This window comes from Nocardia jiangxiensis NBRC 101359 (assembly GCF_000308615.1).
In the GTDB taxonomy this organism is placed as follows: domain Bacteria; phylum Actinomycetota; class Actinomycetes; order Mycobacteriales; family Mycobacteriaceae; genus Nocardia; species Nocardia jiangxiensis.
In genome coordinates, this window is the sequence record NZ_BAGB01000047.1 from 38,330 (window position 1) to 63,530 (window position 25,201).

Consider the following 25,201-nt stretch of genomic DNA (forward strand, 5'->3'; position numbering starts at 1 on the left):
TTCGTGACGCGACAACGGAATGGTTCGCGCCTAACGGAAGTTGTGCCGGTACGCGCTCAGCGGAACGCGTCCGAAAATGCCGTCGAGTTCACCGGCGCGAGCATCGGACCATGCGACGAACGCATAGCGATTGATGAGCGCGATCGAGGACGAGCGGTCACCGGGCGGGCCGGACTGGCCCCGCGGCTGCGTGACGTGGTTGACCCGCACCGGTGCGCTGAACGAATGTCCGCCGTCGAAGGACACCGTGGAGAATGCGTCCACGGCATTGGTACGCCACATCACGCCGAGATCCCCGGTCGGGCCGTATTCCATCCACGGGCGCTGGGCATTCGGCGCATCGATCACGGCCGGGCCGCTCCAGGTTCGCCCGTTGTCGCCGGTGGTATAGACCTCGAACGCCGCATCGCGCGGCACCATGACCGCGAATCGGCCAGCGCGCGAGGAGTCCGCGGACAGCCAGGGCAGCGGATCACCCGACGCGCCAACTTGCAGCGACGGCACCAGCGAACCCGTGCCCGGTACGACCGGCACGCCCTTACCGTTGGTCACGGGCAAGCTCGTCCAGGTGCGGCCGTCGTCGCGGCTGACATGCACCAGGACCGAGGAACCATCCTGCGAACCCGACACCAGGACACCGTGATTCACCGCGATCTGACGTCCCGGATATCCGCAGATCTGCGCCAGCGCCGGAGTCGTCGGGCAGGGATGCGCGCCCGGAATCGTCTGTGGCGCAGTCCAAGTCGATCCGCCGTCCGCGCTGACCGTCACCGCGCTGGGCTGTTCCCATTGCGCGCCGCCGACCGCGTAGATCTTGCCGGTCGACTGATCCACCCGCAGTTTCGGCGCGCCGCTCAGGTGCAGCGGCGTGACCACCGGCGCGGACCACGTGCGCCCGCCGTCCCGGGACCTGGACACCACGCCCATATTCGCCAGGTTCGGCAGCAGCGTGTCGTTGACCTGATTGTCCAGCAGGTAGAACGTGCCCGCCGAGTCCACGGCGACATTCGGTTCACCGCACTGATGCCCGGCCTGCAACGGCCACGTGGTCCTATGCCAGGTCTGCCCGGCATCGGTGGAATACGCGACGAAGCACGGACCCACGGGAATGCCCTTGCCCGGAGTGGCCGGGAAGATCGTCGTGGTGTAGACGAGATTGTCCGGATCGGCCGGATTCACCGCCAGGCTGGGCTGGCCCTCCTTCAGTGCCGGCGTGTTGGTCACATCGACCTCGTAGATCGCGGACGAATCCACCGGCGTGGCCGACCCGGCAGGTGCGACCCACACCAGCAGACCCGTGATCAACACGGCCACAATTCGTTTCACCAGAAGCCTCCTCGACACGCATCCCGGAACCCGCTCGACAGTGACAGCGTTACCACGCACACCCCACTCACACCGCCACGCTCCGCAGGCCCCGCCCACCCCAGTGCCATACGACGCGTGCCCCGCTCACACCGCACATCCTGCTCACCCTGCGCGGCCTACTCACCCTGCTCACCCCCGCACCCTGCTCACCCCCTACACCCTGCTCACCCCGCGCGGCCTGCTCACCCCGCAGGACGCACTCACCCTGCACGACCCGCACACCCCGCTCACCCCGGCCATCGCGCCAGGCACGCCCGCTCATCCCCCAGCATCGCGCCACGCTCACCGCGACCTTCCCACAGTCGGCATCGACAGCGCGTACATGAAAACGTGTGTGCCGTCGCGTGGTTCGTCGCCGAGGCTGGACCACGTCCCGCACACCCCGCACGCCCCGCTCAGCCCGCGCGCCCCGCTGCCCCGAGCCTCGTGCGAGGCACGCCCGCCCATCTCCCAGCATCGCGCCACGCTCACCGCGACTTTCCCACAGTCGGCATCGACAGCGCGTACATGAAAACGTGTGTGCCGTCGCGTGGTTCGTCGCCGAGGCTGGACCACGTCCCGCACGCCCTGCTCACCGCGCACGACCCGCGCACCCCACTCACCCCGAGCATCGCGCAAGGTATGCCCGCCCATCTCCCAGCATCGCGCCACGCTCAGCGCGACTTTCCCGCGCTCGGCATCGACGGGTCGCGAGGCAGCCCCAGCACCTGCTCGGCAATCGTATTACGTTGAATCTCAGTGGTTCCCGCGCCAATACTGGAGGCCCGGGTGCGCAGGAATCCCCACACCCAGCGACCGCGCTGCACCGCGTGTGGATCGTTGCGGTCCAGGATTCCGTAGCCGCCGAGCAGATCCAGCGCGAACTCGTGCAACTCCTGTTCGAAGGTGACGATGAACAGTCGCGACGTCGAGGACGCCGGGCCGGGCTCGCCCTTGGCCATGATGTCGGCGATGGTCCGCATCCCGGTCAGGCGCATGATCCGGACCCGCATCTCGAAATCCGCGAGCCGGTCGCGCACGAGCGGATCGGCGGTCGCACCGCGTTCGTGCGCCAGCTCGATCAACTCGTCCAGCACCCGCCGGTACAGCGCCGCCTGATTCATCGCACCGGCCGCGCGCTCGTGGCCGAGGCTGGTGCGCACGAGCGGCCAGCCGCCGTTCTCCTCCCCGATTCGATTGGCAACGGGGACACGCACATCGGTGAAGAAGATCTCGCAGAAGTGCGCGTCACCGGTCAGATCGCGCAGCGGCCGCACGCTCACGCCCGGGGTGTTCGCATCGATCAGCAGATAGCTGATGCCCTCCTGGCGCGAGCCCGCCGGACCGGTGCGGACCAGGGTGAACAGGATATCGGCGATATCGGCCGCGCTGTTCCACACCTTCTGGCCGTTGACCACGTACTCCGCGTCCGGATCGTCGGGCCCCCCGCCCTCGCGCCGCGCGGTGGTGCGCAACGCGGGCAGATCCGAACCCGCGCCGGGCTCGGAATAGCCCTGCGCCCAGACCTTGTCGCCGCGCAGCATCGGCCGCAGGAACCGCTCCTTCTGTTCCGGCGAACCGTACTTGATGATCGTCGGCGCGGCGATGCCGAGCCCGGTCCCGAGCGGGCGCGGCACCCGGGCGCGGGCGTACTCCTCCTGATAGATCACCTGCTGGGCGAAGCTCAGATCCATCCCGCCGTATTCGCGCGGCCAGCTCGGCCCGGCGAATCCGGCGTCGAAAAGCGTTGCCAGCCATGCCTTCTGCCAAGACAACCGCTCCGCGGGATCCTTCGGGCGGCGGCCTGGACGATTGTCGGCCAGGAAGGCCCGCAATCGCACCCGGAACTGCTCGTCGGTCTCGACCGGGTGGCCATCCTGTATAGAAGTTGACGTCACCTGTTTCTCCTTCTCTCGAAGACAGCGCGGTATCGAAGACAGCGTGGGCTGGAAAAACACAGCACGAGCCCGGGGCAGCCCGGCCTCGAACGCAGCTCGGCCCGAGGGCAGCCCAGTCCGGGACGCAGCCCGGCCCCAGGGCAACTTGGTTCCCGACACACCCCATCCCGAACACAGCCCGGCCCGAGGCCAGCCCAGTCCCGGACACACCCCGGCCCCAAGGCAACTCGGTTCCCGACACACCCCATCCCGAGAGCAGCCCAGTCCCGAACACACCCCGGCCCCCGACACAACCCCATCCCGAACACAGCCCGGCCCGAGGACAGGCCAGGCTCGGGTGCAGCGTCATCTCGAGGGGCGGCACGATGTCGGTTCAGCGCGGGGCCATGCGGACCGCGCCGTCGAGGCGGATGGTCTGGCCGTTGAGGTAGGGGTTCTCGAGCAGTTCGACCGCCAGGCGCGCGTAATCCTCGCCGGTGCCCAGGCGCTTGGGGTGCGGGACGGTGGCGGCGATGCTCTCGCGGATGTCCTTGCGAAGGCGGCTGAGCATGGGGGTGTCCATCACGCCGGGCGCGATGGTGTTGACCCGGATCTGCCAGCTGGCCAGGTCGCGGGCGGCGACCAGGGTGATGCCGTGCACGCCGGCCTTGGCCGCAGTGTAGGAGGTCTGCCCGATCTGACCGTCGAACGCCGCCACCGAGGCGGTCAGCACGATCGCGCCGCGATCACCGTCCACGACCTCGTTCTCGGCGATGCGCGAGGCGGCCAGGCGCAGCACGTTGTAGGTGCCGACCAGATTCACCCGCACCACCTCGGCGAAGGTGTCCAGTGCGCCGGGGGTGCGCTCGCGGTCCAGGATCCGGACCCGGTCGCCGCCGCGGCCCGCGCAATGCACGGCGAAACGCAGCGGCCCACGCTCCTGCGCGGCGTCCAGGGCGGCGGAGACCGCGGCCTCGTCGGTGATGTCGGCGTAGACGAAATGGGCAGCGTCACCGAGTTCGGCGACCGCCTTGGCGCCCTGTTCCTCGGAGAAGTCGGCGATCACGACGCGGCCGCCGCGCTCGATGATGCGCCGCGCGGTGGCCAGGCCGAGCCCGGACGCGCCACCGGTGACCAGAGCGCTGGATCCGTCGATATTCATAGGTGAAACTCCTTACAGGCCAAGGGATTTACTGATGATGGTCTTGAGCACCTCGCTGGTGCCGCCGTAGATGCGCGACACCCGGGCATCGGCGTAGAGCCGGGCGATCGGGTATTCCAGGATGTAGCCGTAGCCGCCGTGCAGCTGCAGGCAGCGATCCACGACCCGGCCCTGGGTCTCGGTGCAGAACAGCTTGGTCTTGGCCGCGTCCACCGGGCTCAGCTCGCCCTCGGCCAGGGCGCTGATCGCGGCATCGAGCAGGGCCTGCGCGGCCTCGAGATCCGCGGACATCGCGGCCAGTTCGAATTTGGTGTTCTGGAATTGAGATACCGGCTGGCCGAACACCTTTCGGTCACGCACGTAGCCGATGGTCTGGTCGATCGCGGCCCGGGTCTGCGCGACCGCGCCCACCGCGATGGCCAGGCGCTCCTGCGCCAGATTGCGGCCGAGGTAGGAGAAGGCCACGCCCTCCTCGCCCAGGATATTGGCCACCGGGACGCGCACGTCGACGAAGGACAGCTCGACCGTGTCCTGGACAGTCAGTCCCAATTTGTCCAGTTTGCGGCCGACGGTGAAACCGGGCATGCCCTTCTCGACCACGAGCAGCGTCAGCCCGGCGCGCCGGTTGTCCGGATCGGTGGAGGTGCGCGCGGCGACGATCACCAGATCGGCGTGATAGCCGCCGGTGATGAAAGTCTTTGCGCCATTGAGCACATAGTGGTCACCGTCGCGGGCCGCGGCGGTCGCGATACCCGCCAGATCCGAGCCGGTGCCCGGCTCGCTCATCGCGATCGCGGAGTACAACTCGCCCGACGCGAGTCCCGGGAACCAGCGCCCGCGCTGCTCCTCGTTGGCCAAGCCGAGGAAATACGGTACGACCACGTCCAGATGCGTGCGCAGCCCACCCAGCGTGACGTTCGCCCGTGCGGTCTCCTCCTGGATGACCACATTGAAGCGGTAGTCGTGCTGCCCTCCGCCGCCGTACTCCTCCGGAATCGAGGTGCCGATGATGCCGAGTTCGCCCAGGGCGGTGAACAATTCGCGCGGCACCAGCCCGGCTTCGCGCCACTGCTCGTAGACCGGGACTACCTCGCGAGCGAGGTAGTCCCGGACCAGGAGGCGGAAATCCTCGTGATCCTGAGTGAACAGTGTCCGACGCATCCGAGCTCCTTCTCTATTAAGTATACGTATTTATCACATAACGCCCAGGTAGTGCAGCCTGCGCCGACGCATACCACGAAAATTAGGTGAGACCTTCGATCACACGCGGCAGCTTCTGCCATCATTAAGGATACTATTAGGCTGACCACGGTCGATCCCACTGGCCGGAAAGAAGACATCTCACTGTCTCGGAGCGCACACCGCGAACCTGTCCACCGGGACAGACCGGATGGAACGGACGAAGGAAATACGATGGATGAACCGATCCCGGTCCGCCCGCTACCGCAACCGACCCTCGCCAGCGCCGAGTTCTGGCGCTCCGGTGCGGACGGGATACTGCGGATCTCCCGATGCGGTGACTGTCAACGATGGTTCCATCCGCCGATGCCGGTCTGCCCCACGTGTCACAGCCGAGCGGTGGAGCCGACGCCGACCTCCGGGAAGGCGACCGTCGTCGGATTCAGCGTCAACCATCAGACCTGGCTGCCCGCGTTCCCGCCGCCGTACGTGGTCGCGGTGGTCGCCCTCGACGAGGACGATCGCGCCCGGCTGACCACCAATATCGTTGGCTGCGAACCGGATTCGGTGCACCTCGGGATGCGGGTACGGGTGCGTTTCGAACAGCACGAGGATCTGTACATTCCGCTGTTCGAACCCGATCCGGACACCGAGGCCACCGAGGGCCCCGGACCGCTACCCGAACCACGCGATGTCCGGATCTCGTTGCGGCCCACGGCTTCCGCGCAGAAATACGAGGACCGGGTCGCACTGACCGGCGTCGGGCAATCACAGGTCGGCAGGCGGCTCATGGTCGACCCGGTCTCGCTCACCGTCGATGCCTGTCTGGCCGCGGTCCAGGACGCCGGGCTCGCGCTGGACGATATCGACGGACTGTCCACCTATCCGGGCGCGGGCGTGTCCGGCGGCCTCGGCGAGGGCGGTGTCGCGGCCCTGACCGAGGCCCTGCAACTCCGCCCCACCTGGTTCAACGGCGCACGCGAGGTTCCCGGGCAGATCGGGTCCATCACCGCCGCCATGCTCGCGGTCGCCTCCGGGCTGTGCCGGCACGTGCTGTGTTTCCGCACCGTCTGGGAAGCCTCACACAGCGCGCTGCTGCGGTCCGGCGAGTGGAAACCCGAGGGCGGTCGCGCGACCGGCATGATGGAATGGCGCGCACCGTTCGGCGCGATGTCGGCCGCGCAGTGGATCGCCTGCAACGCCTCGCACTATATGCACCGCTACGGCGTCGGCCGAGAGGCGTTGGGCGCCATCGCCGTAACGGCGCGCGCTGGTGCGGCACGCAATCCCGAAGCGCTGTACCGCGATCCGCTCACACTGGATGACTATTTCAACGCGCGCATGGTCAGCACGCCGTTCGGCCTCTACGACTGCGATGTGCCCTGCGACGGCGCGGTGGCCGTCATCGTCTCCGCGATCGAGACCGCCGCCGATCGCCCCCGCCCGCCGGTCCTGATCGAAGCGGTCGGCACAGCCATGCTCGAACGCCTCAGCTGGGATCAGGACACGCTCACCCACCTGCCGCAGACGCTGGGCGCGTCCGCACACGTGTGGACCCGCACCGACCTGACTCCCGACGATGTGGACGTCGCGCTGATCTACGACGGCTTCACCTTCAACGCGCTGTCCTGGATCGAGGGCCTGGGCTTCTGCGGCCGGGGTGAGGCGACCGATTTCCTCGCTGGCGGCAAGACCATCGCTCTGGACGGCCCCCTCCCCCTGAATCCGCACGGCGGCCAACTCTCCGCGGGCCGCCTGCACGGCTACGGATTCGTCCGCGAGGCCATGCTGCAACTACGCGGCGACGCCCACGGCCGCCAGGTCCGCGACGCCCGGGTAGCCGCCGTCACCTCCGGCGGCGGCGGACCGGGCGGCGCGATGCTCCTGCGTGCGGCGTACTGAATCCGCCGGTCCGGTCCCGCACCGCAATCGAGCCAATTCTCCGGTTCAGCGCGGTGCGGGCCGCTGCGGACACCTCGAAACCTGCCGCCGTCGCGCACATTCGGCAACCTGCACTCGGGCTCGAATCATGACGCGGGCATGTACGGCTACACGAAATCAGGAGAGGTAGAAGAGCATTCGACCGAACCGCAGGCCGGTACCTCAGCTCCCGATGCTGCGCGCTCCGGCAGGGAAGCGTCGGCGCGCAGCATCAACGGGAGGCAACCGCGTTGCTGACGAGCGGACCCACGCCCAGCCCGGAGGATGCGCCGGTCACCTCCGCCACCGGTCCGTAGCGGTCCGCGAAATCACCCATATCAGGTTCTTCGATGCGCGTAGCTCATCGTGACCTGGCGACCGCCGCGCGCAGATATTCCGGCACGATGGTCCGGTCCACTATCTCGATCCGGATGCCGACCGGATCGAGCAGGTAGGCGAAAAGGGCTGGGGCGCCGTCGATCACCGCACACACCTCCAGCGTGAATCCCGTCTCGGTGAGCCGCTTGATGGTCGTGGCGACATCATCGCAGAGATAGCCGATGTGGTGGGTGGCCACGTTCGGGGCCGCCGACCACGGCGTGCCGGGCACCTCCTGCACGAGCTCGACATGCGGGGCGTCCTGGGAGTACACGTATTGCATCTGCTGCATGTACTCGGTGCCGTCGCCCAGGCGGACCAGCAGGTTCCCGGTCTTGGTCTCATTCCAGCGGTATCCCCCGGCCGCCGCGAACCGGGCCTTGGCCTCCTCGATATCGGGCACCATGATCCCGACGTGATACATCTCCGTGGCATCGATGGGAGAGGTCATGCGCGTCACCACTCCATCCGCAGGGAAATGAGACCGTAGATGTTGCCGGTCTGTTGCAGGTCCTGACCTGGCACGATCCGGTAGTCGGGAATTCGCTTGTGCCACTCCTCGATCGCCACGGTCAGCTCGAGGCGGGCCAGATGCGAGCCGAGGCAGCGGTGCGGGCCCGAACCGAACGCAATGTGGTTGTTCGTCGTGCGGTGCAGATCCACCTGCAAGGGGTCCTCGTACCGCTCGGCGTCGCGGTTGCAGACCGCCAGCGGCAGCATCACCATCTCGCCGGCCTTGACCGGACAACCGCCGATCTCGGTGTCCTGCACGGCCTTTCGCGCCGGGACGACGAACGAGTAGACCCGCAGGATCTCCTCGACGCTGTTGGCCACCAGCGACGGGTCGGCGAGAATGGCCGCGCGCTGCTCCGGATGGCACGCGAAGTGATACAGCGCCCAGCCGATGGAGACCGGCACGGTGTCGAATCCGGCCTGGAACAGCAGGATGCAGAAGGCGTGCATATCCGCGTCGCTGATGGGCGCGCCGTCGATCTCCCAGCTCATCGCGCGCGAGAGCAGATCGTCGCGGGGAGCCTCGCGGCGCAGCGCGATCTGCTCGTCGAAGTAGGACGACACCGCCCGCATGGCGACCATCTGACGGCTGCCGTCCGGGTCCTCGGCATGGGTCAGGTGCAGCAGATCGTGCACCCAGGCCAGGAACTGGTCCAGATCCTCCTCGGGCAGTCCGACCACATTCATGAACACCCGGGTCGGGAACTGCCGGGTGAACTCATCCAGCACGTCCGCACCGCCGGTGGGCGCCAGCCGGTCGATGATCTCGGCCGCGACCCGCCGGATCTCCGGTTCCAGGGTGGCGATGTGCTTGGGCCCGAATTCGTAGCCCAACAGCCGCCGCCAGGTGGTGTGCTGCGGCGGATCGAGCATCTCCGGGATCCACATGTACTTCGGATCCGGGTCCAGCGCCGCGACCGACGAGCTGGAGAACGTTCGCCAGTCCTGCAGCGCGCCCTGCACCGCCTCGCTGTCGGTCACCACCCAATAGCCTTGGGCGACGGTACTTCTGAATCCGGAATGGGTTCCGGCGAGCTCATCCCAGCGTTCCTGGTGACTGAGCAGCGGGCCGACCACCCGATTGTCGAAATGGTATGCGGGAGCGCCCTCGTGGGTCCCCCGGGGTTCGAGCGATGTGCTCATCGCGGATCCTCTCATCGAATGTCTGCCTGTTCGCGAGGGTGATCAGGTCACGGCGCCATCGATCTTCAGCGCGATGAGTTCCTCGTCGTCGATGCCCAATTCGCGCAGCACCTCGTCGGTGTGCTCGGCGAATTGCGGTCCGCGCGTGAGCATCGCGGGAGTCTCGTCGAATTGCACAGGGTTGGTGATCATTTCGCGCTGCACGCCGTCGACGTCCTCGAGTGGGGCGATGAGTCCGTTGGCCCGCAGGGAGGGATCCTGACCGACCTCCCACGAGTTCTGCACCGCCGCCCACTGCCCCTCACCGCGGCCCAGGATCTCGACCCAGTCCTCGAAGTTCCGTCCGGCGATGATCTCCGCGACGATCTGCGCGGCCTCGGCCGCGTTGGCCATCAGCTTGGCGGTGCTGTCGAACCGCTCGTCCTCGATCAGTTCCTCGCGCCCGGCCAATCGGCAGAATTCCGGCCAGTACCGGCCCGGCTGCAGCATCGACAGCTCGATCCAGCGCGCATCCGCGGTCCGATACGCCCCGACCAGCGGGTTGGTCGCCGAACCGTGCTCGGGCTGGATCTTCGGCGGCAGCGGGCCGCCCGAGAGCAGGGCCATATTCGCGGTGAACTGGGTGGCCCATGCTCCGACGCCGAGCAGGGAGACGTCCACGACGGACGGCTCGCCGGTCGTCGCGCGGGCATACAGCGCCGCGGCGATACCGCCCGCAATGGTCATCCCGCCGATCGAATCGCCGTAGGCGCCGGCGGGCATGCGCGTCATCCGGTCCGAATCCTCGGGCGTGACCCCCGCTGCGCTGCCGCCGCGCGCCCAGAACGCCGTGCTGTCGTAGCCGCCCTTGTCTGCCTCGGGCCCTCGCGCGCCGAAACCGCTGCCCCGGACGTAGATGATGTTCGGATTGGCCGCGCGCACATCCTCCAGATCGATCCGCAGCTTCGCCCGCGCCTCGGGCAGGAAGTTGGTGAGAAAGATATCGCTGTTGCGGATCAGCTCGTCGAGAACCTTTCGCGCGCCAGGCTTCTCGAGTGCGAGACCGACACTGCGCTTGCCCCGGTTCGGCCCCTCCATGATCGGGAAGAACGACGCGCCCGCGCTGACCGCTTCGTAGCCGAGCACCCGGACCAGCCCGCGCTGGGCATCGCCGCGTTCGGCGTGCTCGATCTTGATGACGTCCGCACCCCAGTCGGCGAGTACGGCGCCCGCGGAGGGCACGAAGGTGAACTGGGCGACCTCGAGGACGCGCACACCTTCCATCGGCCTGTGCATCGAATGGCTCCTCTTCGCAAGTGACTGCCAATAGAGTACGCGCAATTGGCGTACATAGCAGACAATTCTAGATGTTGGTTGGAATAGAGTGTACTTTTAGGCTACTGATTTGTGCCGCTGCGGGCAGCCATCACACCCACCGACCCGGAGGACCCATGCTGGATTTCACTGTCGAACCCGAGTACCAGGCCAAACTGGACTGGGCCGCGGAGTTCGTGCGCACCGAGGTCGAGCCGCTCGATCTGCTGTTCCCGCACGGCGGCGACCCGTACGACACCCGCAACGAGAAGTCGCGGGCGATCCTGCGCCCGCTGCAGGAGCAGGTACGCGCCCAGGGGCTGTGGGCCTGCCATCTCGGACCCGAACTCGGCGGCCCCGGCTACGGCCAGGTCAAGCTCGCCCTGCTCAATGAGATCCTAGGCCGCTCCTACTGGGCGCCAACGGTTTTCGGCACCGCCGCGCCGGACACCGGCAACGCGGAGATCCTCGCGATGTTCGGCACCGAGGAGCAGCAGACCCGCTACCTGCAACCCCTGCTGGACGGCGATATCGTGTCCACCTTCTCCATGACCGAACCCCAGGCCGGCGCCGACCCGAAGGAATTCGTCTGCCGCGCCTGGCGCGACGGCGACGAGTGGGTGATCGACGGCGAGAAGTGGTTCTCCTCCAACGCCCGGTACGCGACATTCCTCATCGTCATGGCCGTCACCGACCCGGTCGCGCCGCCGCACGCGCGGATGTCGATGTTCATCGTCCCGGCCGAGACGCCCGGTATCGAGATCAAGCGCAACGTCGCCACCATGGACGAACGCGACGCCCTGGACGAGGGCATCCACGCCTACATCCGGTATCACCAGGTCCGGGTCCCGCTCGACGCCATGCTCGGCGGACCGGGTGAGGGCTTCAAGGTCGCCCAGGCCCGGCTCGGCGGCGGCCGAGTGCATCATGCGATGCGCTCGGTCGGCAAGTGCACCCGCGCCTTCGACATGATGGCCGAACGCGCGTTGTCGCGGCGCACACAGGGCACGCTGCTGGCCGAGAAGCAGGCCGCGCAGCAGTTCATCGCGGACTCCTGGATCGAATTGCAGCAGTTCCGGCTGCTGGTCCTGCACACGGCCTGGATCATCGATACGCAACCGCACGGCGCGGCGCGCACGCAGATCGCGATGTGCAAGGTCATGACGGCCAAGGTGCTGCACGACATCATCCAGCGGGCGGTGCACCTGCACGGCTCGCTCGGCACCACCAACGAACTCCCGCTGGCGAAGTGGTGGATGGCCGCACCCAACCTGGCCCTGGCCGACGGGCCGACCGAGGTGCACCGCACCACGATCGCCAAGCAGGTGCTGAAAAAGTATCAGCCGGCGCCGGGCCTGTTCCCGAGCGAGCACATCCCGCCTAAGCTGGAACAGGCGCGAAAGCGGTACGCGCACATCATCAATGACGCCGACCTGTCCGGAGAGGTGAACGCGTGACGAACGAGCAGGACACTCCGCCGGTCACCCCGGCGCAGCTGTTCGATCTGACCGGGAAGGTCGCCCTGGTCACCGGCGGCAGCCGTGGGCTGGGCCTGGAGATGGTCCGCGCCTTCGCCGCCGCCGGGGCCGATGTGGTGATCGCCAGCCGCAAGCTCGACGCCTGTGAGGCGGCCGCGAAACAGGTCCGGGACCTGGGGCGGCGGGCGTTGCCGGTCGCGGCGCACGTGGGGCACTGGGACGATCTGGGCCGGCTCGCCGACGCCGCCTACGCAGAATTCGGCCACGTCGACATCCTGGTCAACAATGCCGGAATGTCGCCGCTGGCGCCGTCTTCCGCGGAGACCTCGGAGGAGTTGTTCGACAAGGTGATCGGGGTCAATTTCAAGGGCCCGTTCCGCCTGGCCTCCCTCATCGGTCAGCGCATGAGCGAGGGCGAGGGCGGTTCGATCATCAACATCTCCTCCTCCGGTGCGCTGCTCCCCCAGCCCCGGTTCGGCCCCTACGCCGGAGCCAAGGCCGCGCTCAACGTCCTGACCACGGTCTTCTCCCTGGAATTCGGCCCGAAGGTCCGGGTCAACACCATCTCCGCGGGCCCGTTCCTCACCGATATCTCCAAAGCATGGGCGGAGGAAGCCCGGCAGAGCACCCGCAGCGCGCTGGGTCGTCCGGGAAATCCGGAGGAGATCGTCAGCACCGCGCTCTACCTCGCCAGCGACGCCTCCAGCTACACCACGGGCGCGCTGATCCGAGTCGACGGCGGGCTGTACTGATATCCCGACCGCGCAATCGAGGGGGCCGTCGAAACGACGGCCCCCTCGCACGTTCGGTCCGTGCGAGTTCAGACCGACACCGGCTCGAGTCGAACGCGAGCGCCATGACGACACCCTCCCCCGGAGAACTCCCGCATCGCGCGGCAATGATCGGTGAGTCCTCCAGGGCAGCAACGCAATTCAGTGCAGCAGTTCCAGCGCCTCGGCCAGCAGGACCGGGAGGGCGGGTTGCATGCGGCGGTGCATGTCGGTGAGCTTGCCCGCCTTGCGGCCGCGTTTGATCAGCAGGGCGGTCGCGGCGGACTCCTTGTATTTGGTCAGTGCCTCGAACCAGGGCAGATCCGCCAGATGTGAATCGCCGGCCTCTTCGTAGGCGGCCAGGAGTTCGGCCTTGGTCGGCATGCCGGTCGGGAGGTCCGAGACGGATGCGGGGTGGGCGGCCTCGTCGGTGAAGAAGGTCAACCAGGCCAGGTCGACTCGCGGGTCGCCCAGGGACCAGATCTCCCAGTCGATGATCGAGGTGACCCGGTCGGCCTCGCACAGCGTGTTGCCGAGCCGGTAGTCACCGTGCGTGAACACGGGGGTCATCGGCGCGGGCATCGTCTCGTGCAGCCGCTGCGCCACGGCCTCGTGCCCGGTGCGCAGATCGTCCGGGACCGTGCCGAAAGCCCTCGTCCAGCGGTCGATTTCGTCACCGAGCGAGACAACGGGCTCGTCCGGGGCGGTTTCCCGGGTGTCCACCCGGTGCAGGGCGGCGAGCATCCGGGCGGCCTCGAAGGCGCGGGCCCGGACATGATCGGCGGGCACCGTGCCACGGGGTACCAGGACCGGTTCGACGCATTGTCCGGGCACGAGTTCCATGGCCACGAAGGGCGGGGCCTGCAGACCCGCGCCCGCATCGGCGAACAGCACCTTCGGCACGCGCAGTCCGGGCCGGTCGGTGAGGATCCGCATGATGTGCGCCTGCCGCAACACATCTCGATTGCGCACCGGCTCCAGCCCCGGCGGCGCGACTTTGAGCACCACCCGCTCGTACCTCGCGGGAACGCCCGACAGCGCGGCCACGAAGGTCAGGCTGGAGGTGCCACCGGTGAGCGGCTCCACACCCTCCACCGTGGCGTCGGCCACCCATTCGCGCACCGCCACCGCCGTGCGAGAAGTCAACTCCCGCAACAACTCCGGACTGCTGGTCGCGATACTCATACTCCTGAACTCCTGTCGTCACATATCGATCACCGGGCAGGCGCGGTGGGTACTCGATCAGCGGGTGGGCGAGGGGTTTTCGGTCCTCAGTGCCGCGACGATGTCCCGGCGGACCAGCTTTCCCGTTGCGGTGCGGGGCAATTCGGGCCAGTAGGTGATCCGGTCCGGGGTCTTGGAGCCGCGCAGGGTCTGCCGCACGGTCGTGCGCAGGGCCTCGGCGTCGAGTTGGACGCCGTGGCGGGTCACCACGACGGCCTCGATGCGCTGGCCCCACTCCTCGTCCGGCACGCCTACCACGACCGCGTCGAGCACGTCGGGCTGCCGCAGCAGGACGTCCTCGATCTCGGCGGGTGCGATATTCTCCGCGCCGCGGATGATGGTGTCATCGGCGCGGCCCTCGATGTAGAGGTATCCGGCGGCATCGATCCGGCCCTGGTCGCGGGTGTGGAAGAAGCCGCGCTCGTCCACGGTCGCGCCCTGCCCGGCGTACTGCCCGGAGACCTGTTCGCCGCGCACCCAGATCTGCCCGGACTCGCCCGCGCCGAGCACCGCGTCCTCCTCGTCGCGCACCTCCAGCTCGATTCCGGGCACCGGCAGACCGGCCGATCCGATGCGCGCGCGCACCTGCGGATCCTCACTCTCGAGCGCGTCGCGGTGATCCTGCGGGCCGAGAACCGAAATCGTGGACGAGGTCTCGGTCAACCCGTAGGCGTTCACGAAGTCCACATGCGGCCATTCGCGCAGCGCGGTCTCGATGACCCGGACCGGCATCTTGGCTCCGCCGTAGGCCAGGGCCCGCAGCGAAGGCACCGACCGGTCCAGCCCGTCGGTGTCCATGATCCGGGCGAGCATCGTCGGCACCACCATCGCATTGGTGATCCGCTGCGCACGCACCAGTTCCAGCCAGCGCTCCGGGGTGAACTGCTCGAGCGTGAGCACCCGGCGGCCCGAATACAGATTGGTCAGCACATTGGAGACCGCGGCGATGTGATACGGCGGCACGCTCATCAGCGCCGCCTCGTCCTCCTGCGCACCGGCGAACTCGACCGTGCCGAGCACATACGACACCAGGTTGTGACGGCTCAGCACCACACCTTTGGGCGCGGAGGTGGTGCCGCTGGTGTAGATCAGCACCGCGGCGGCGTCGGACTCGATCGGGTCGGTCGCCTCGTCCGCGGAATCGCTTGCGGCCGTGAGCCATTCGTCCGGCGAACGCACCGACCGAACACCCGCGCGGCGCAGCGCCTCGTGCTGTTCCGGATCGGCGATACTCACCGCGCGTGGATGATTCGACAGCAGCGCGTCCAGTTGCTGCGCGCCCAGACGGTAGTTGACCGGGACGAGCGGCACCCCCGCGTGAGCCGCGGCGAACAAGGCGGCCGGGAAGGCCGGGCCGTTCACCGCGAGATACACGATGGCGTCGGCATCGGCGGCCCGCACCAGTTCGGCCCCGCCCGCGGCCAGCGCACGCAGCCGGACGGGCGTCAAACCGTCCTCGGTGCGCCCGACCACGGTGCGGTTACCGAATCCGTCGGCGGCCATCTCCAGCAGCATCGAGATGTTCATCGGGACCTCAGTCCGACGCCGGCAGCGGCTTGGCGTTCTTGAGCGGCAGCGGCGCACCGTTCAGCGCGAGGGTGCCCTGTCCGGCCTTGGTGCACAGCAATTCCACGCCCAGTTCCTCATCGGCGTAGCGCTTGCCCAGCTGGGTGCCGTCCTGCTGGGCGGGGTCGGCGCTGCCGCCGGTACCTGCCGCCTCGCGCGGATCGGCCATATCCGCTCCGCCGCAGGTGATCTTCAGGTCGTCGTCCGGCCAGCGGACGACCACGACCGTCGTCGCGTCGACCGTGCTGGCGAGTGTCTGGCCCACGCGTGGCTTCATCGCAGCGTCCTCCACGGATATCTCGTCGGGTCATGGATCCGTAGAAGAGTATACGGAAATAACCGATCACGACGAATGGTTCCTTGCATCGGGATCCGATCCGGCCGAATACTGAGCTGATTATGCCGCCGTACGGGAGGCTGGACCTGGCGACGGCGCTGCCGTACGCTCCAGAAAAGAGTGCCCGCTTTCGGAGAGTTCGATGTCAGCTCCGGCACCACGACACACCGCACGCTTTCAGGAGACAGAGCATGACGACGGCGTACTCGTTCTCGACCGGGCTGTACATCGACGGGCGCCGCACCGACGGCGAATCCGGCGAACCCATCGTGGTACGAAATCCCGCGACCGAGGAGACCATCGCCGAGGTACCGCAATCCTCGCCCGCCGACGTGATCCGCGCGATCACCGCGGCGCGCAAGGCATTCGACGAGGGCCCGTGGCCACGGATGAAACCCGCCGAGCGGGCCGCGGTACTGCTGCGCATGGCGCAGGAGATCGAGCGCCGCCTGCCCGAACTGGTCGCGGTCAATATCGCCGAGGCCGGATCCGTCCGCGCGCTCGCACAGACCCTGCAGACCCAGGTCCCGCTCACGCATCTGCGCGATATGGCCGAACGCGTGATGCCCGCCTTCGCGTGGGAGCGGCCGATGGATCCCACCGTCGCGCCGGGAATCGGCATCTCGCAGGGCGTGCTGCGGCGCGAGGGTTACGGTGTGTGTGCGCTGATCTCGGCCTACAACTTCCCGTTCTTCCTCAGCATGATGAAGGTCATCCCGGCCCTGGCCGCGGGCTGTACCGCCGTGCTGAAACCCGCGCCCGCGACCCCGCTGGAATCGTTGCTGATCGGCGACTTCGCCGATGTCGCCGGACTGCCGCCCGGGGTGCTCAACATCGTCACCGGCGATATCGAGGCCGGACGGGAGCTCACCACGAACCCCATGGTGGATCTGGTCAGCTTCACCGGTTCCGACACCGTCGGCCGTGCGGTCTACACCCAGGCCGCCGCCTCGATGAAGAAGGCCGTGCTCGAATTGGGCGGCAAATCCGCCAATATCGTTCGCGCGGACGGTGATCTGGACGGCGCGGCCGGGTCCGCGTTCGTCGGCATCACCACGCACGCGGGCCAGGGCTGTTCGCTGCTGACCCGCACGATCGTGCACGAATCAGTACACGACGAATTCGTCGAGCGGTTGCGCGCCCGGCTGACGCAGGTCAGGGTCGGCGATCCGGCCGAGGAGTCGACCACGATGGGTCCGCTGATCAGCCGGGCGCAGCGGGACAAGGTCGAGCGGCTGATCGGGCTCGGCGAACAGCAGGGCGCGCGGATCGTCACCGGTGGTCGACGGCCGGCCGGGCTGGATCGCGGCTGGTTCGTGGAACCGACCCTGTTCGCCGATGTCGACAATTCGATGGCGATCGCGCAGCAGGAATTCTTCGGCCCGGTCGGCGTGGTCATTCCATACCGCACGGATGAGGACGCGATCCGGATCGCCAACGACAGCCCGTACGGCCTGGCCGCCGGGGTCTGGAGCGCGAACACGGTCGCCGCGTACGAGCTGGCGACGCGGATCCGAGCCGGGGGCGTCGCGATCAACGGCGGCAGCGCCGGGGTCAACCCGCGTTCGGCGTTCGGCGGCTACAAGCAGAGCGGCATCGGCCGGGAGTGGGGCGAATTCGGTCTCGACGAATTCCTGCAGACCAAGACGATCAGCTGGGCGGCGCGCTGAGCGAAACCGATTGCGGTTGCAGATATTCCGCGACCGCCTCGGTGTCAGGCCGCGGTGGCGCTGCCCAGATACCGGTGCAGCAGCTCATCTCCGGCGCGATCGGCCTCGCCCGCCCAGGCGACCTGCCCGCGCTGCAGGATCAGGCACCGATCGGCGAAGGCCAGCGCCCGGCTCGCGAACTGTTCGATCATGATCACCGCCACGCCCTCGGCGCGGGCCCGCTGCAGACTCTCGAAGACCAGATCGACCATCTTGGGCGCCAGGCCCAGCGACATCTCGTCGGCGATCACCAGCCGGGGTTCGACCATCAATGCCCGTGCGAGAGAAAGCATCTGTTGCTCTCCCCCGGACAATGTCCCCGCCGCCTGACGCTGCCGCCGCCGCAGCACCGGGAAGATATCGAAGGCCCGCTCGATGGCCGCGGCCCTGGCCCGCCGGTCGCGGGCGGTGGCCATGCGCAGGTTCTCCAGGACAGTCAACGCCGGGAATACCCCGCGCCCCTCGGGCAGGTGGATCAGCCCGGCCCGCCGGATCCGTTCGGGCGCAACGCCGGTCAGGTCACGACCGTCCAATTCGATGTTGCCACCGGTCGGTGCGATCAACCCGGACAGGGCCCGCGCGAGCGTGCTCTTGCCCGCGCCGTTGGGCCCGAGGACGGCCAGCGCGGAATTGGGTGAGACCTCGAAACTGACTGCTCTGAGAGCCTGTGCCACACCGTAATCGACGTGCAGGTCGCGAACGGTGAGCAGTGCGGACGGTGCGGTCATGTGACGACTCTTTCCGGGTCGGTGCTGTTCTCGGCGGCGGCATCGAGCTCCTCGGCCGTGCCCAGGTACGCGGCCCGCACGGCCGGGTCCACCCGCACCTCGTCCGGGGTGCCCGCGCTGATCCCTACGCCGAAGTCGAGCACGTGCACGATATCGCTGAGCCCGAGCACGAGCTCGACGTCGTGCTCGACCAACAGCAGCGAGACGCCGTGCTCGGCCACGACGCGGGTGAGTGTGGCGGCAAGCTCGTCGGTTTCGCGGGCGTCGAGTCCGGAGGACGGCTCGTCCAGCAGCAGAACGGTCGGATCGAGTGCGAGCGCTCGGGCTATCTCCACCAAACGGCTTGTGCCCAAAGGCAATCCGGCGACCGGCTGGTGTGCCCGGGTATCCAGGTGCAGAGCGGCGAGAATCTCCTCGACCCTGCGATCCTCCGCGGCGGGGGCACGCCGGAAGGCTCCGGCGGTGACCAGATCGGTCCAGATCCGCCGCCTGGCGTGCCGCATCCGGTAGGCGAGCACCACATGTTCTCGAATGCTCAGTCCGGCAAAGAGTTCCGGATGCTGGAAGGTGCGGGCCAGGCCGCGCCGCGCACGCGCCTGCGCACTCGCCCCGGTGACGTCCCGACCGTTCATCAGCACCCGCCCCGAACTGGGCCGCAGCAGTCCGGACAGCACGGCGAACAGCGTGCTCTTTCCCGCGCCGTTCGGACCTACCAGTCCCACCACCGACGCCGGTGGCACCTGCAGATCGACCTCGTTCAGCGCGACCAGGCCGCCGAATCGCACGCTCACGCCCCGGGCCTCGATGCGCGCGGGCGCAGAATCCGTCGTGCTCATGCCGACTCCCCCTGCACGACCACCTCGGCCGTGCGCTCGCCGCGCCGCCGCCATCGGCCGACCGCGCGTAATTGCCTGGCGTGCAACGCGATCAGGCCGTCCGGATTACGCGCGAGCATGATCGCGCCGAGGCCGAACGCGATGACCGGGATCTGCGCCCAGCTGGTGGGCAGGTAGGTCTGGAAGACCGCGGGCAGTACGGCGAACGCCACCCCGGCGACCAGCGCGCCGATGATCGACCGGGAACCCAGCGTCACCAGCACCGCCAGCCATACCAGGCCCTGGAAGGGATTGAACGAATCCGGTAGTGCCGATTGATAATTCAGGGCCAGGAACCCGCCGCCGAGCGCGGCGACGAAGGTGGCGACCGCGGAGACCAGCACCTTCATCTGCACGATGCTCAATCCCATGGTGCGCGATCCCGATTCGCTCGAGCGCACGGCCGTCACGGCCAGTCCGGCGGTCGAGCGCCGCAGATTCAGCACGATCACCGCCAGCACCGCGAACACCGCGAGTGCCAGCAGCGCGAAAACCGTATTCTGCGAGGCCCAGTCGGGGCGCGGCGAGGAGACACCTTGACCGGAGTTGTAGAACCGGTCCCGCAGGAAGATCAGGTTCTGGGCCAGCAGCCCGAAGGTCAGCGTCACCAGGGCGACGTACAGATTTCCCAGGCGAATGGTCAACAGGCCGAGCACCACCCCGATCGGCACCACGCACACCGCGGCCACCAGGACCGCGAGCAGCGGGGGCCAGCCGGCGTCGGTGGCCAGTTCCGCGGCGATGATCGCGCCGAATCCGGCGAAGGTGATCTGGCACAGCCACGTCATCCCGCCCTCGCCGATGACCAGGGTGTAGGACAGCAGCGCGATCCCGAGCGCGATTCCCGCGCCGATCAGCCCCGCCCAGAAGTCGTCGAGCACCCACGGCAGCACCGCGACGACTACCAGCGTGATCAGTGGACCGGCGAACTGCGCGGACGGCCGGATCCGCCCGGTGACGAGCCGGATCGCGGCCCCTTCGGGAGCGTTGTCCACCCGGATCGCGCGATCGAGCGCCCCGCCCAGCACTGGATCACCGGCCTTACCGCGCAGCGCGTAATAGAGCAGGAAGACCAGCATGAACAGGAACGGGATACTGGGCACGATCTGGGTGGAAAACGGATCCTGCGGGTTCAGGTATTTCTGGATCACACTCGTGGTGATCCCCATGACGAGCGAAACACCCACGGCCACAGGAAGACTCCGCAGCCGCGCGGCGACCACCGCGGTGAACGCGGCGGCCATCAGCAGCGTCATCCCGTCCACCGACAGGCCCGCGGTCGGCGCGATGAGCACACCGGCAAGGCCGGCCAGCAACGCACTCAGCGCCCAGACGCCCAGCGATATCCGGGCGGGGCTGATGCCGGACATGGCCGTGAGCGCCTCGGAATCCACCAGCGCCCGCACCTGCAGGCCGATATCGGTGAACCGCAGCAGCGCCGTGCCGACCAGCAGCACCAGCACCAGCGCCACGTAGGTGATCACTTGATTCATGTTCACCACCGCGCCGAACAGGTGGAACACCCGCAGCGGTTCGCTCGCCAGCCCCGGCGCGGTGGTGTCGGACAGCTGCCCGAACACCAGATTCGCCAAGGGCGGCAACGCAACCGACAACCCGATGGTGGCGACGATCTTGACCAGCGGCGAGCGCAGCCGCAGATACCGGAACAACAGCGCGTGGAGCACGACGCCCAGCACCGGGCCGAACACCACGATCGCAAGGATCGCGGCAGGCAGCACCGAGAGCCCGTGCTGGACGTGCAGGAAGTAGTACACGCGGGCGACGGCGAAGGCCATGGCCCCGAACGCGAAATTGAACACCCCGGACGAGACGTAGGTGACGACCAGCGACGCCGCGGCGATCGCGTAGACCGCGCCCAGGGCCAGGCCGGCGAGGACATAGGAGAGCAAGGGAAGGCTCCTGACGGTGGCAGGGCTCCGGAGAGGTCCACACCCTTGGTGGAACGTTCAGTAAGAGTGCGCTCAATATCGCAGCCCGTCAAGACATCACCGGCAAATTTCCCAAGCATCTCGCCATAATTTTCCATACAAAGGATACTTAATATGGTCAACTGGAGTCCGGACCGGCACGACAAGGAGAAGGACATTGCGGCTCACCACACTGGCGGCGGAACTGGGCGACAAGCCCGCGATCGTCATGGGCGGTTCCGGAGCCACCCTGTCCTACCGTGAGCTGGAGGAACGCTCGAACCGGATCGCCCACGTATTCCGCGAGATCGGCCTGCGCACAGGTGATCACATCGCGCTGCTGTTCGACAACACCCTCGAGGTGTTCCCCACGGTGTGGGCGGCACAGCGGGCCGGTCTGCGGTACACGCCGGTGAACTGGCATCTCGCGCAGTCCGAGGCACGCTACATCGTGGCGAACTGCGGGGCGCGCCTGCTGATCTCCGCGCCCACCCTGGCCGGCAGGCCGCGCAACTCGTTGCCGACCTGCCCGGGCTACGGTGGCTGAGCGCCGGCGAGGCCCCTGGCGCGCCGAGTCTGGACGACCTCGCCGCGACTACCTCCGCCGCGCCGCCGCTCGACGACGAGGCCGAGGGTTACTACATGTTCTACTCGTCCGGAACGACCGGACGGCCCAAGGGCATCCTGCCCGAACTCTCCGGCGCGCCGTTCGGCGCCGGCCTGGCCATCGATCACCGCATGGCCGCGGCCCTCGGATTCGGCAGGGACACCGTCTATCTCAGTCCCGGTCCGCTCTATCACGCCGCTCCCCTGGCCTGGACCCTCGGCACGATCCGCAACGGTGGCACGGCCGTGGTGATGGAGAAATTCGACGCCGAACACGCGCTGTGCCTGATCGATCGGCATCGAATCACGCACGGCCAGTTCGTGCCGACGATGTTCGTGCGCATGCTGAAGCTGCCCGAGCCGGTGCGCCGGGGCTGCGACGTCTCGGGCCTGCGCACCGTAATCCATTCCGCCGCACCCTGTCCGGTCGAGGTCAAGGAGCAGATGATCGACTGGTTCGGCCCCGTGCTGACCGAGTTCTACGGAGGCACCGAGGGCACCGGCTTCTGCATGATCGACACCCCGGACTGGCTCGCGCACCGAGGTTCGGTCGGCCGCCCGATCCGCGGCGCGGTGCACATCTGCGACGACGAGGGCACCGAGCTGGGTCCCGATCGGATCGGCACGGTCTGGTTCAGCGATGCGGGCAGTTTCTCCTATCATCGCGATGCGGCCAAAACCGCTGCCGCACACAATGATCGCGGGTGGAATACCTTCGGCGACCTCGGGCATGTGGACGCCGAGGGCTATCTGTACCTGTCCGGCCGGCGCACCGATCTGATCCTGTCCGGCGGGGTGAACATCTACCCGCAGGAGATCGAGGACGCTCTGGCCCTGCATCCCGCGGTCGAGGATGTCGCGGTCATCGGCATCCCGGATCCGGAATTCGGGCAGCAGGTGCACGCGGTCGTCCAGCCCGCCGACCCCGATGCGGCCGGGCCGGGCACCGCCGAGGAGCTGATCGCCTACTGCCGGGCGAACCTGGGCCATTACAAGTGCCCGAAATCCGTCTCCTTCGAACCGGCTCCGCGGCTGCCGAGCGGTAAGATCCTGCGCCGCGAATTACTGAAACGCTATGCGCCACCGGGGATCTCCGCTCAGGGTTGACCGGGATTCAACGCGATGAACAGGCCCTCGGCCTCGGCGCAGAGCACATCGCCGTCGCGGAGTTCGGCGCGGACCACCCGCTTGCGGCCCTGCTCGCTGACGAACCAGCCGTGCACGGACAGTTCCACGCCGATCGGGGTGATCGACCGGTAGTCGGTGTGCAGGTAGGCGGTGCGCGCGACGGGGCGATCCGCGGAGTTCGCCAGTCTGCCCAGGACCTCGTCGAACATCAGCGGGATCGCGCCGCCGTGCACCGCGCCGTTGCCACCCAAGTACAGCCGCCCGAAGAAGACTGTGCCCCTCACGCTCGACCGATCCGCCCGTTCCACCCGCAGGAGTGGTGACATGGTCTGGCCGCGACCCGGCACCTCGTAGCTGTGGCCGAAGATCTGTTCGGTCTCCGATACCGCGGCCGGGGCCAGGCGCTCGCGCCAGGCGCGCAGATCGGCAGTCAGGGCGGCGACGGTCGCGGTGTCCGGCCGTGCCGCCGCGACATGGTCCAGGAACGACCGCAGTTCCGCGACCATGTCGGCATATCCGTCCGGGGCCGCGGGGCTCTCCCCGGTCCGCCAGTTCACGTGCGGAAGCTGTTGCGGCTCGGGAATACTCAGCCCCAGCATCGGATCGCGCCGACGACTGCGATGCAGTTCGGCGGTCATCGGATCGCCACGCGTGCGGTATGCGACCGACCCCGGGCCCCGTCGTATTCTCGTCCGTTCTGCACGGTTCCCTCCTTCTGCGCGGTGTGGGCCGCCCCGAACAATCGATCACATTCGGCAGCGGCCCACAAGTGCGCCTACTTCGGTTCGACCCGCACGCCGGGGATTTCGGTACCGCACGCGGGCGAGCCGTTCGGGTCGGGCGCGAACGCCTGACCACGAAGAATGGAGACGTAGGAGCAGTTGCCCGGGCCGCCTACGGAATACGTGCCACGCTGCCGGAGTTCGGCCGGCTGCGGGAACAGGCCACCGGCGGTGAACGTCTTGTCGGCGCGCAGGGCATTGATCAACTGGCTCTGCGTCGCATGACATCCGGCCAGCTCCAGCCCGTGGATGAGCAGGTCGGCGCTGATCCAGCCGACGGCCATGGAGAACGAAGGCAGCCCGGTCTGCGAGCCCGCGTACTTCCGCAATGCCGCACTCCACGCCTGGGTGACCGGTGTGTTCAATTCCACTGGCGCATAAGAGGTCAGGAAGCCGATCCCCTGCGCCGAGGCGACCGCGGGCGGCGATTTCAGCAGATCCGCACCGTAGCCGGTGGCCAGCAGCACCGATTTCATCTGGATGCCGGCCTGGTGCAGGGCGGCGACGAGCGCGTAGGCGGTATTGGGCAGCAGCACCGCGTACAGCACGTCCGCACCGGATTGTTCGATACCCAGGACCGCCGGACCGACGTCCATGGGACCGAGGGGTTCGCGTTCGTTGATGTAACCCCGTTGCAGCCCAGCGTGTTCCGCCGACAGCGCGGCGCCCTCGCCCGACTTCGCGGCACTCGGGGTGTTGGCGGCCACGACGGCCACCTTGGTGCCGCCGATCCGCTTCCAATAGTCACCGTAGGTCGTGGCCGCTTTGTCGTAATCGGTTCCCGACATCGCCGCGAACAGGTTGCCGTACTTCGGATTCAGCCACTGATCACCGCCGTCGAACGCGCCGCCGAGGAACGGCGTCTGCTTGGCCTGGGTGCCCGCGTACTGACCCGCGCCATAGAAGTAGGTGCTGATCGGCAGGACCGCGTACGCGTGTTCCTGTTGCACCAGCCGCTGCGTCGCGGTCAGCGCGCCCTGGGGCGTGGATTGATCGTCGCCCACGACCACGTCGAATCCACGGGACGCGCACTTGCCTCCCGCATCCTTGTACGCCGCGAACCGGGCCTGTGCGCCGCGTTCGGAATCGGCGTACTGACCGGCCGCAACACCGCTGAGCGAGGTCAGCACACCGACATTGACGGGCCCGTTCGTAGCGACGCCCGTACCACCCGGACCGCAGGCGGACAGAACAAGTGCCGCAGCACATACCGCGGCCGCGATCGCGCCGACTCTCCGCATCTGTAACCTCCATCCCC

General features: G+C 67.9%; 21 protein-coding genes. 6 read left to right on the forward strand and 15 right to left on the reverse strand.

The window, feature by feature from the left end; all coding sequences use genetic code 11:
• Positions 1-30: 30 nt before the first annotated feature.
• From ON40_RS20620 to ON40_RS20635, 4 genes are all read right to left on the reverse strand, one after another.
• A complete protein-coding gene (locus tag ON40_RS20620) occupies positions 31-1,326 on the reverse strand; it encodes a sialidase family protein (RefSeq protein WP_218008826.1) in 1,296 nt (431 codons plus the stop codon).
• Positions 1,327-2,021: 695 nt separating this feature from the next.
• Positions 2,022-3,245 carry an acyl-CoA dehydrogenase family protein gene (locus ON40_RS20625; protein WP_174435054.1) on the reverse strand — a complete coding sequence of 408 codons (1,224 nt, stop codon included), beginning with the start codon at positions 3,243-3,245 and terminating at the stop codon, positions 2,022-2,024.
• 373 nt (positions 3,246-3,618) lie between these two features.
• Complete coding sequence (locus ON40_RS20630) at positions 3,619-4,386, reverse strand: SDR family NAD(P)-dependent oxidoreductase (RefSeq protein ID WP_040825258.1); 768 nt, start codon at positions 4,384-4,386, stop codon at positions 3,619-3,621.
• A gap of 12 nt (positions 4,387-4,398) precedes the next feature.
• On the reverse strand, positions 4,399-5,547 hold the full coding sequence (locus ON40_RS20635; RefSeq protein ID WP_040825259.1) for an acyl-CoA dehydrogenase family protein: 1,149 nt from the start codon (positions 5,545-5,547) through the stop codon (positions 4,399-4,401).
• A 252-nt stretch (positions 5,548-5,799) separates the two neighbouring features.
• On the opposite strand from ON40_RS20635, the gene ON40_RS20640 reads away from it, so the two are divergent.
• Positions 5,800-7,467, forward strand: a complete 1,668-nt coding sequence (locus tag ON40_RS20640; protein WP_040825260.1) for a thiolase C-terminal domain-containing protein — start codon at positions 5,800-5,802, stop codon at positions 7,465-7,467.
• A gap of 379 nt (positions 7,468-7,846) precedes the next feature.
• On the opposite strand, the gene ON40_RS20645 is transcribed toward ON40_RS20640, so the two are convergent.
• The 3 genes from ON40_RS20645 to ON40_RS20655 are packed head-to-tail and all read right to left on the reverse strand — an operon-like array spanning position 7,847 to position 10,794.
• Entirely contained in the window at positions 7,847-8,314 is a 468-nt protein-coding gene (locus ON40_RS20645; RefSeq protein ID WP_040825869.1) for a VOC family protein, read from the reverse strand.
• A gap of 5 nt (positions 8,315-8,319) precedes the next feature.
• Positions 8,320-9,519, reverse strand: a complete 1,200-nt coding sequence (locus tag ON40_RS20650) for a cytochrome P450 (protein ID WP_040825261.1) — start codon at positions 9,517-9,519, stop codon at positions 8,320-8,322.
• A gap of 42 nt (positions 9,520-9,561) precedes the next feature.
• On the reverse strand, positions 9,562-10,794 hold the full coding sequence (locus ON40_RS20655) for a CaiB/BaiF CoA transferase family protein (protein ID WP_040825263.1): 1,233 nt from the start codon (positions 10,792-10,794) through the stop codon (positions 9,562-9,564).
• 155 nt (positions 10,795-10,949) lie between these two features.
• Here ON40_RS20655 and ON40_RS20660 point away from each other — a divergent pair, with 155 nt between their 5' ends.
• Together ON40_RS20660 and ON40_RS20665 are read left to right on the forward strand one after the other, a co-directional pair.
• Entirely contained in the window at positions 10,950-12,269 is a 1,320-nt protein-coding gene (locus tag ON40_RS20660; RefSeq protein ID WP_040825265.1) for an acyl-CoA dehydrogenase family protein, read from the forward strand.
• A complete protein-coding gene (locus ON40_RS20665) occupies positions 12,266-13,042 on the forward strand; it encodes an SDR family NAD(P)-dependent oxidoreductase (protein WP_174435055.1) in 777 nt (258 codons plus the stop codon). Before ON40_RS20660 ends, ON40_RS20665 begins: the two co-directional genes overlap by 4 nt.
• Before the next feature lie 180 nt (positions 13,043-13,222).
• Here ON40_RS20665 and ON40_RS20670 read toward each other — a convergent pair whose 3' ends face one another.
• Genes ON40_RS20670 through ON40_RS20680 form a run of 3 tightly spaced genes read right to left on the reverse strand, consistent with a single transcriptional unit; the run spans position 13,223 to position 16,127 of the window.
• Entirely contained in the window at positions 13,223-14,245 is a 1,023-nt protein-coding gene (locus tag ON40_RS20670; RefSeq protein WP_040825267.1) for a phosphotransferase family protein, read from the reverse strand.
• A 57-nt stretch (positions 14,246-14,302) separates the two neighbouring features.
• Positions 14,303-15,811, reverse strand: coding sequence for an ANL family adenylate-forming protein (locus ON40_RS20675; RefSeq protein ID WP_040825268.1), 1,509 nt, complete (start codon positions 15,809-15,811; stop codon positions 14,303-14,305).
• Positions 15,812-15,818: 7 nt separating this feature from the next.
• Positions 15,819-16,127: a hypothetical protein gene (locus ON40_RS20680; RefSeq protein WP_040825873.1), complete on the reverse strand. Its 309-nt coding sequence runs from the start codon at positions 16,125-16,127 to the stop codon at positions 15,819-15,821.
• A 251-nt stretch (positions 16,128-16,378) separates the two neighbouring features.
• Between ON40_RS20680 and ON40_RS20685 the strand changes: the two genes are divergently transcribed.
• Complete coding sequence (locus tag ON40_RS20685; RefSeq protein WP_040825270.1) at positions 16,379-17,857, forward strand: aldehyde dehydrogenase family protein; 1,479 nt, start codon at positions 16,379-16,381, stop codon at positions 17,855-17,857.
• A 44-nt stretch (positions 17,858-17,901) separates the two neighbouring features.
• Here ON40_RS20685 and ON40_RS20690 read toward each other — a convergent pair whose 3' ends face one another.
• From ON40_RS20690 to ON40_RS20700, 3 genes are read right to left on the reverse strand one after another with little or no spacing between them, the layout of a single operon-like run.
• Positions 17,902-18,624 (reverse strand): ABC transporter ATP-binding protein, encoded by a 723-nt coding sequence (locus tag ON40_RS20690; RefSeq protein ID WP_040825271.1) that lies wholly within the window; start codon positions 18,622-18,624, stop codon positions 17,902-17,904.
• A complete protein-coding gene (locus tag ON40_RS20695) occupies positions 18,621-19,460 on the reverse strand; it encodes an ABC transporter ATP-binding protein (protein ID WP_051193358.1) in 840 nt (279 codons plus the stop codon). Before ON40_RS20695 ends, ON40_RS20690 begins: the two co-directional genes overlap by 4 nt.
• On the reverse strand, positions 19,457-21,409 hold the full coding sequence (locus tag ON40_RS20700; protein ID WP_051193359.1) for an ABC transporter permease: 1,953 nt from the start codon (positions 21,407-21,409) through the stop codon (positions 19,457-19,459). Before ON40_RS20700 ends, ON40_RS20695 begins: the two co-directional genes overlap by 4 nt.
• 196 nt (positions 21,410-21,605) lie before the next feature.
• Here ON40_RS20700 and ON40_RS55785 point away from each other — a divergent pair, with 196 nt between their 5' ends.
• Together ON40_RS55785 and ON40_RS20705 are read left to right on the forward strand one after the other, a co-directional pair.
• Positions 21,606-21,974 carry an AMP-binding protein gene (locus tag ON40_RS55785; RefSeq protein WP_306305393.1) on the forward strand — a complete coding sequence of 123 codons (369 nt, stop codon included), beginning with the start codon at positions 21,606-21,608 and terminating at the stop codon, positions 21,972-21,974.
• A gap of 95 nt (positions 21,975-22,069) precedes the next feature.
• Positions 22,070-23,140: an AMP-binding protein gene (locus tag ON40_RS20705; RefSeq protein ID WP_306305394.1), complete on the forward strand. Its 1,071-nt coding sequence runs from the start codon at positions 22,070-22,072 to the stop codon at positions 23,138-23,140.
• Here ON40_RS20705 and ON40_RS20710 read toward each other — a convergent pair.
• Both ON40_RS20710 and ON40_RS20715 read right to left on the reverse strand, forming a co-directional pair.
• On the reverse strand, positions 23,131-23,799 hold the full coding sequence (locus ON40_RS20710; protein WP_245567915.1) for a PaaI family thioesterase: 669 nt from the start codon (positions 23,797-23,799) through the stop codon (positions 23,131-23,133). The two genes, ON40_RS20705 and ON40_RS20710, sit on opposite strands and share 10 nt — an antisense overlap.
• A gap of 137 nt (positions 23,800-23,936) precedes the next feature.
• Positions 23,937-25,184, reverse strand: a complete 1,248-nt coding sequence (locus tag ON40_RS20715) for an ABC transporter substrate-binding protein (RefSeq protein ID WP_040825273.1) — start codon at positions 25,182-25,184, stop codon at positions 23,937-23,939.
• Positions 25,185-25,201: the final 17 nt, after the last annotated feature.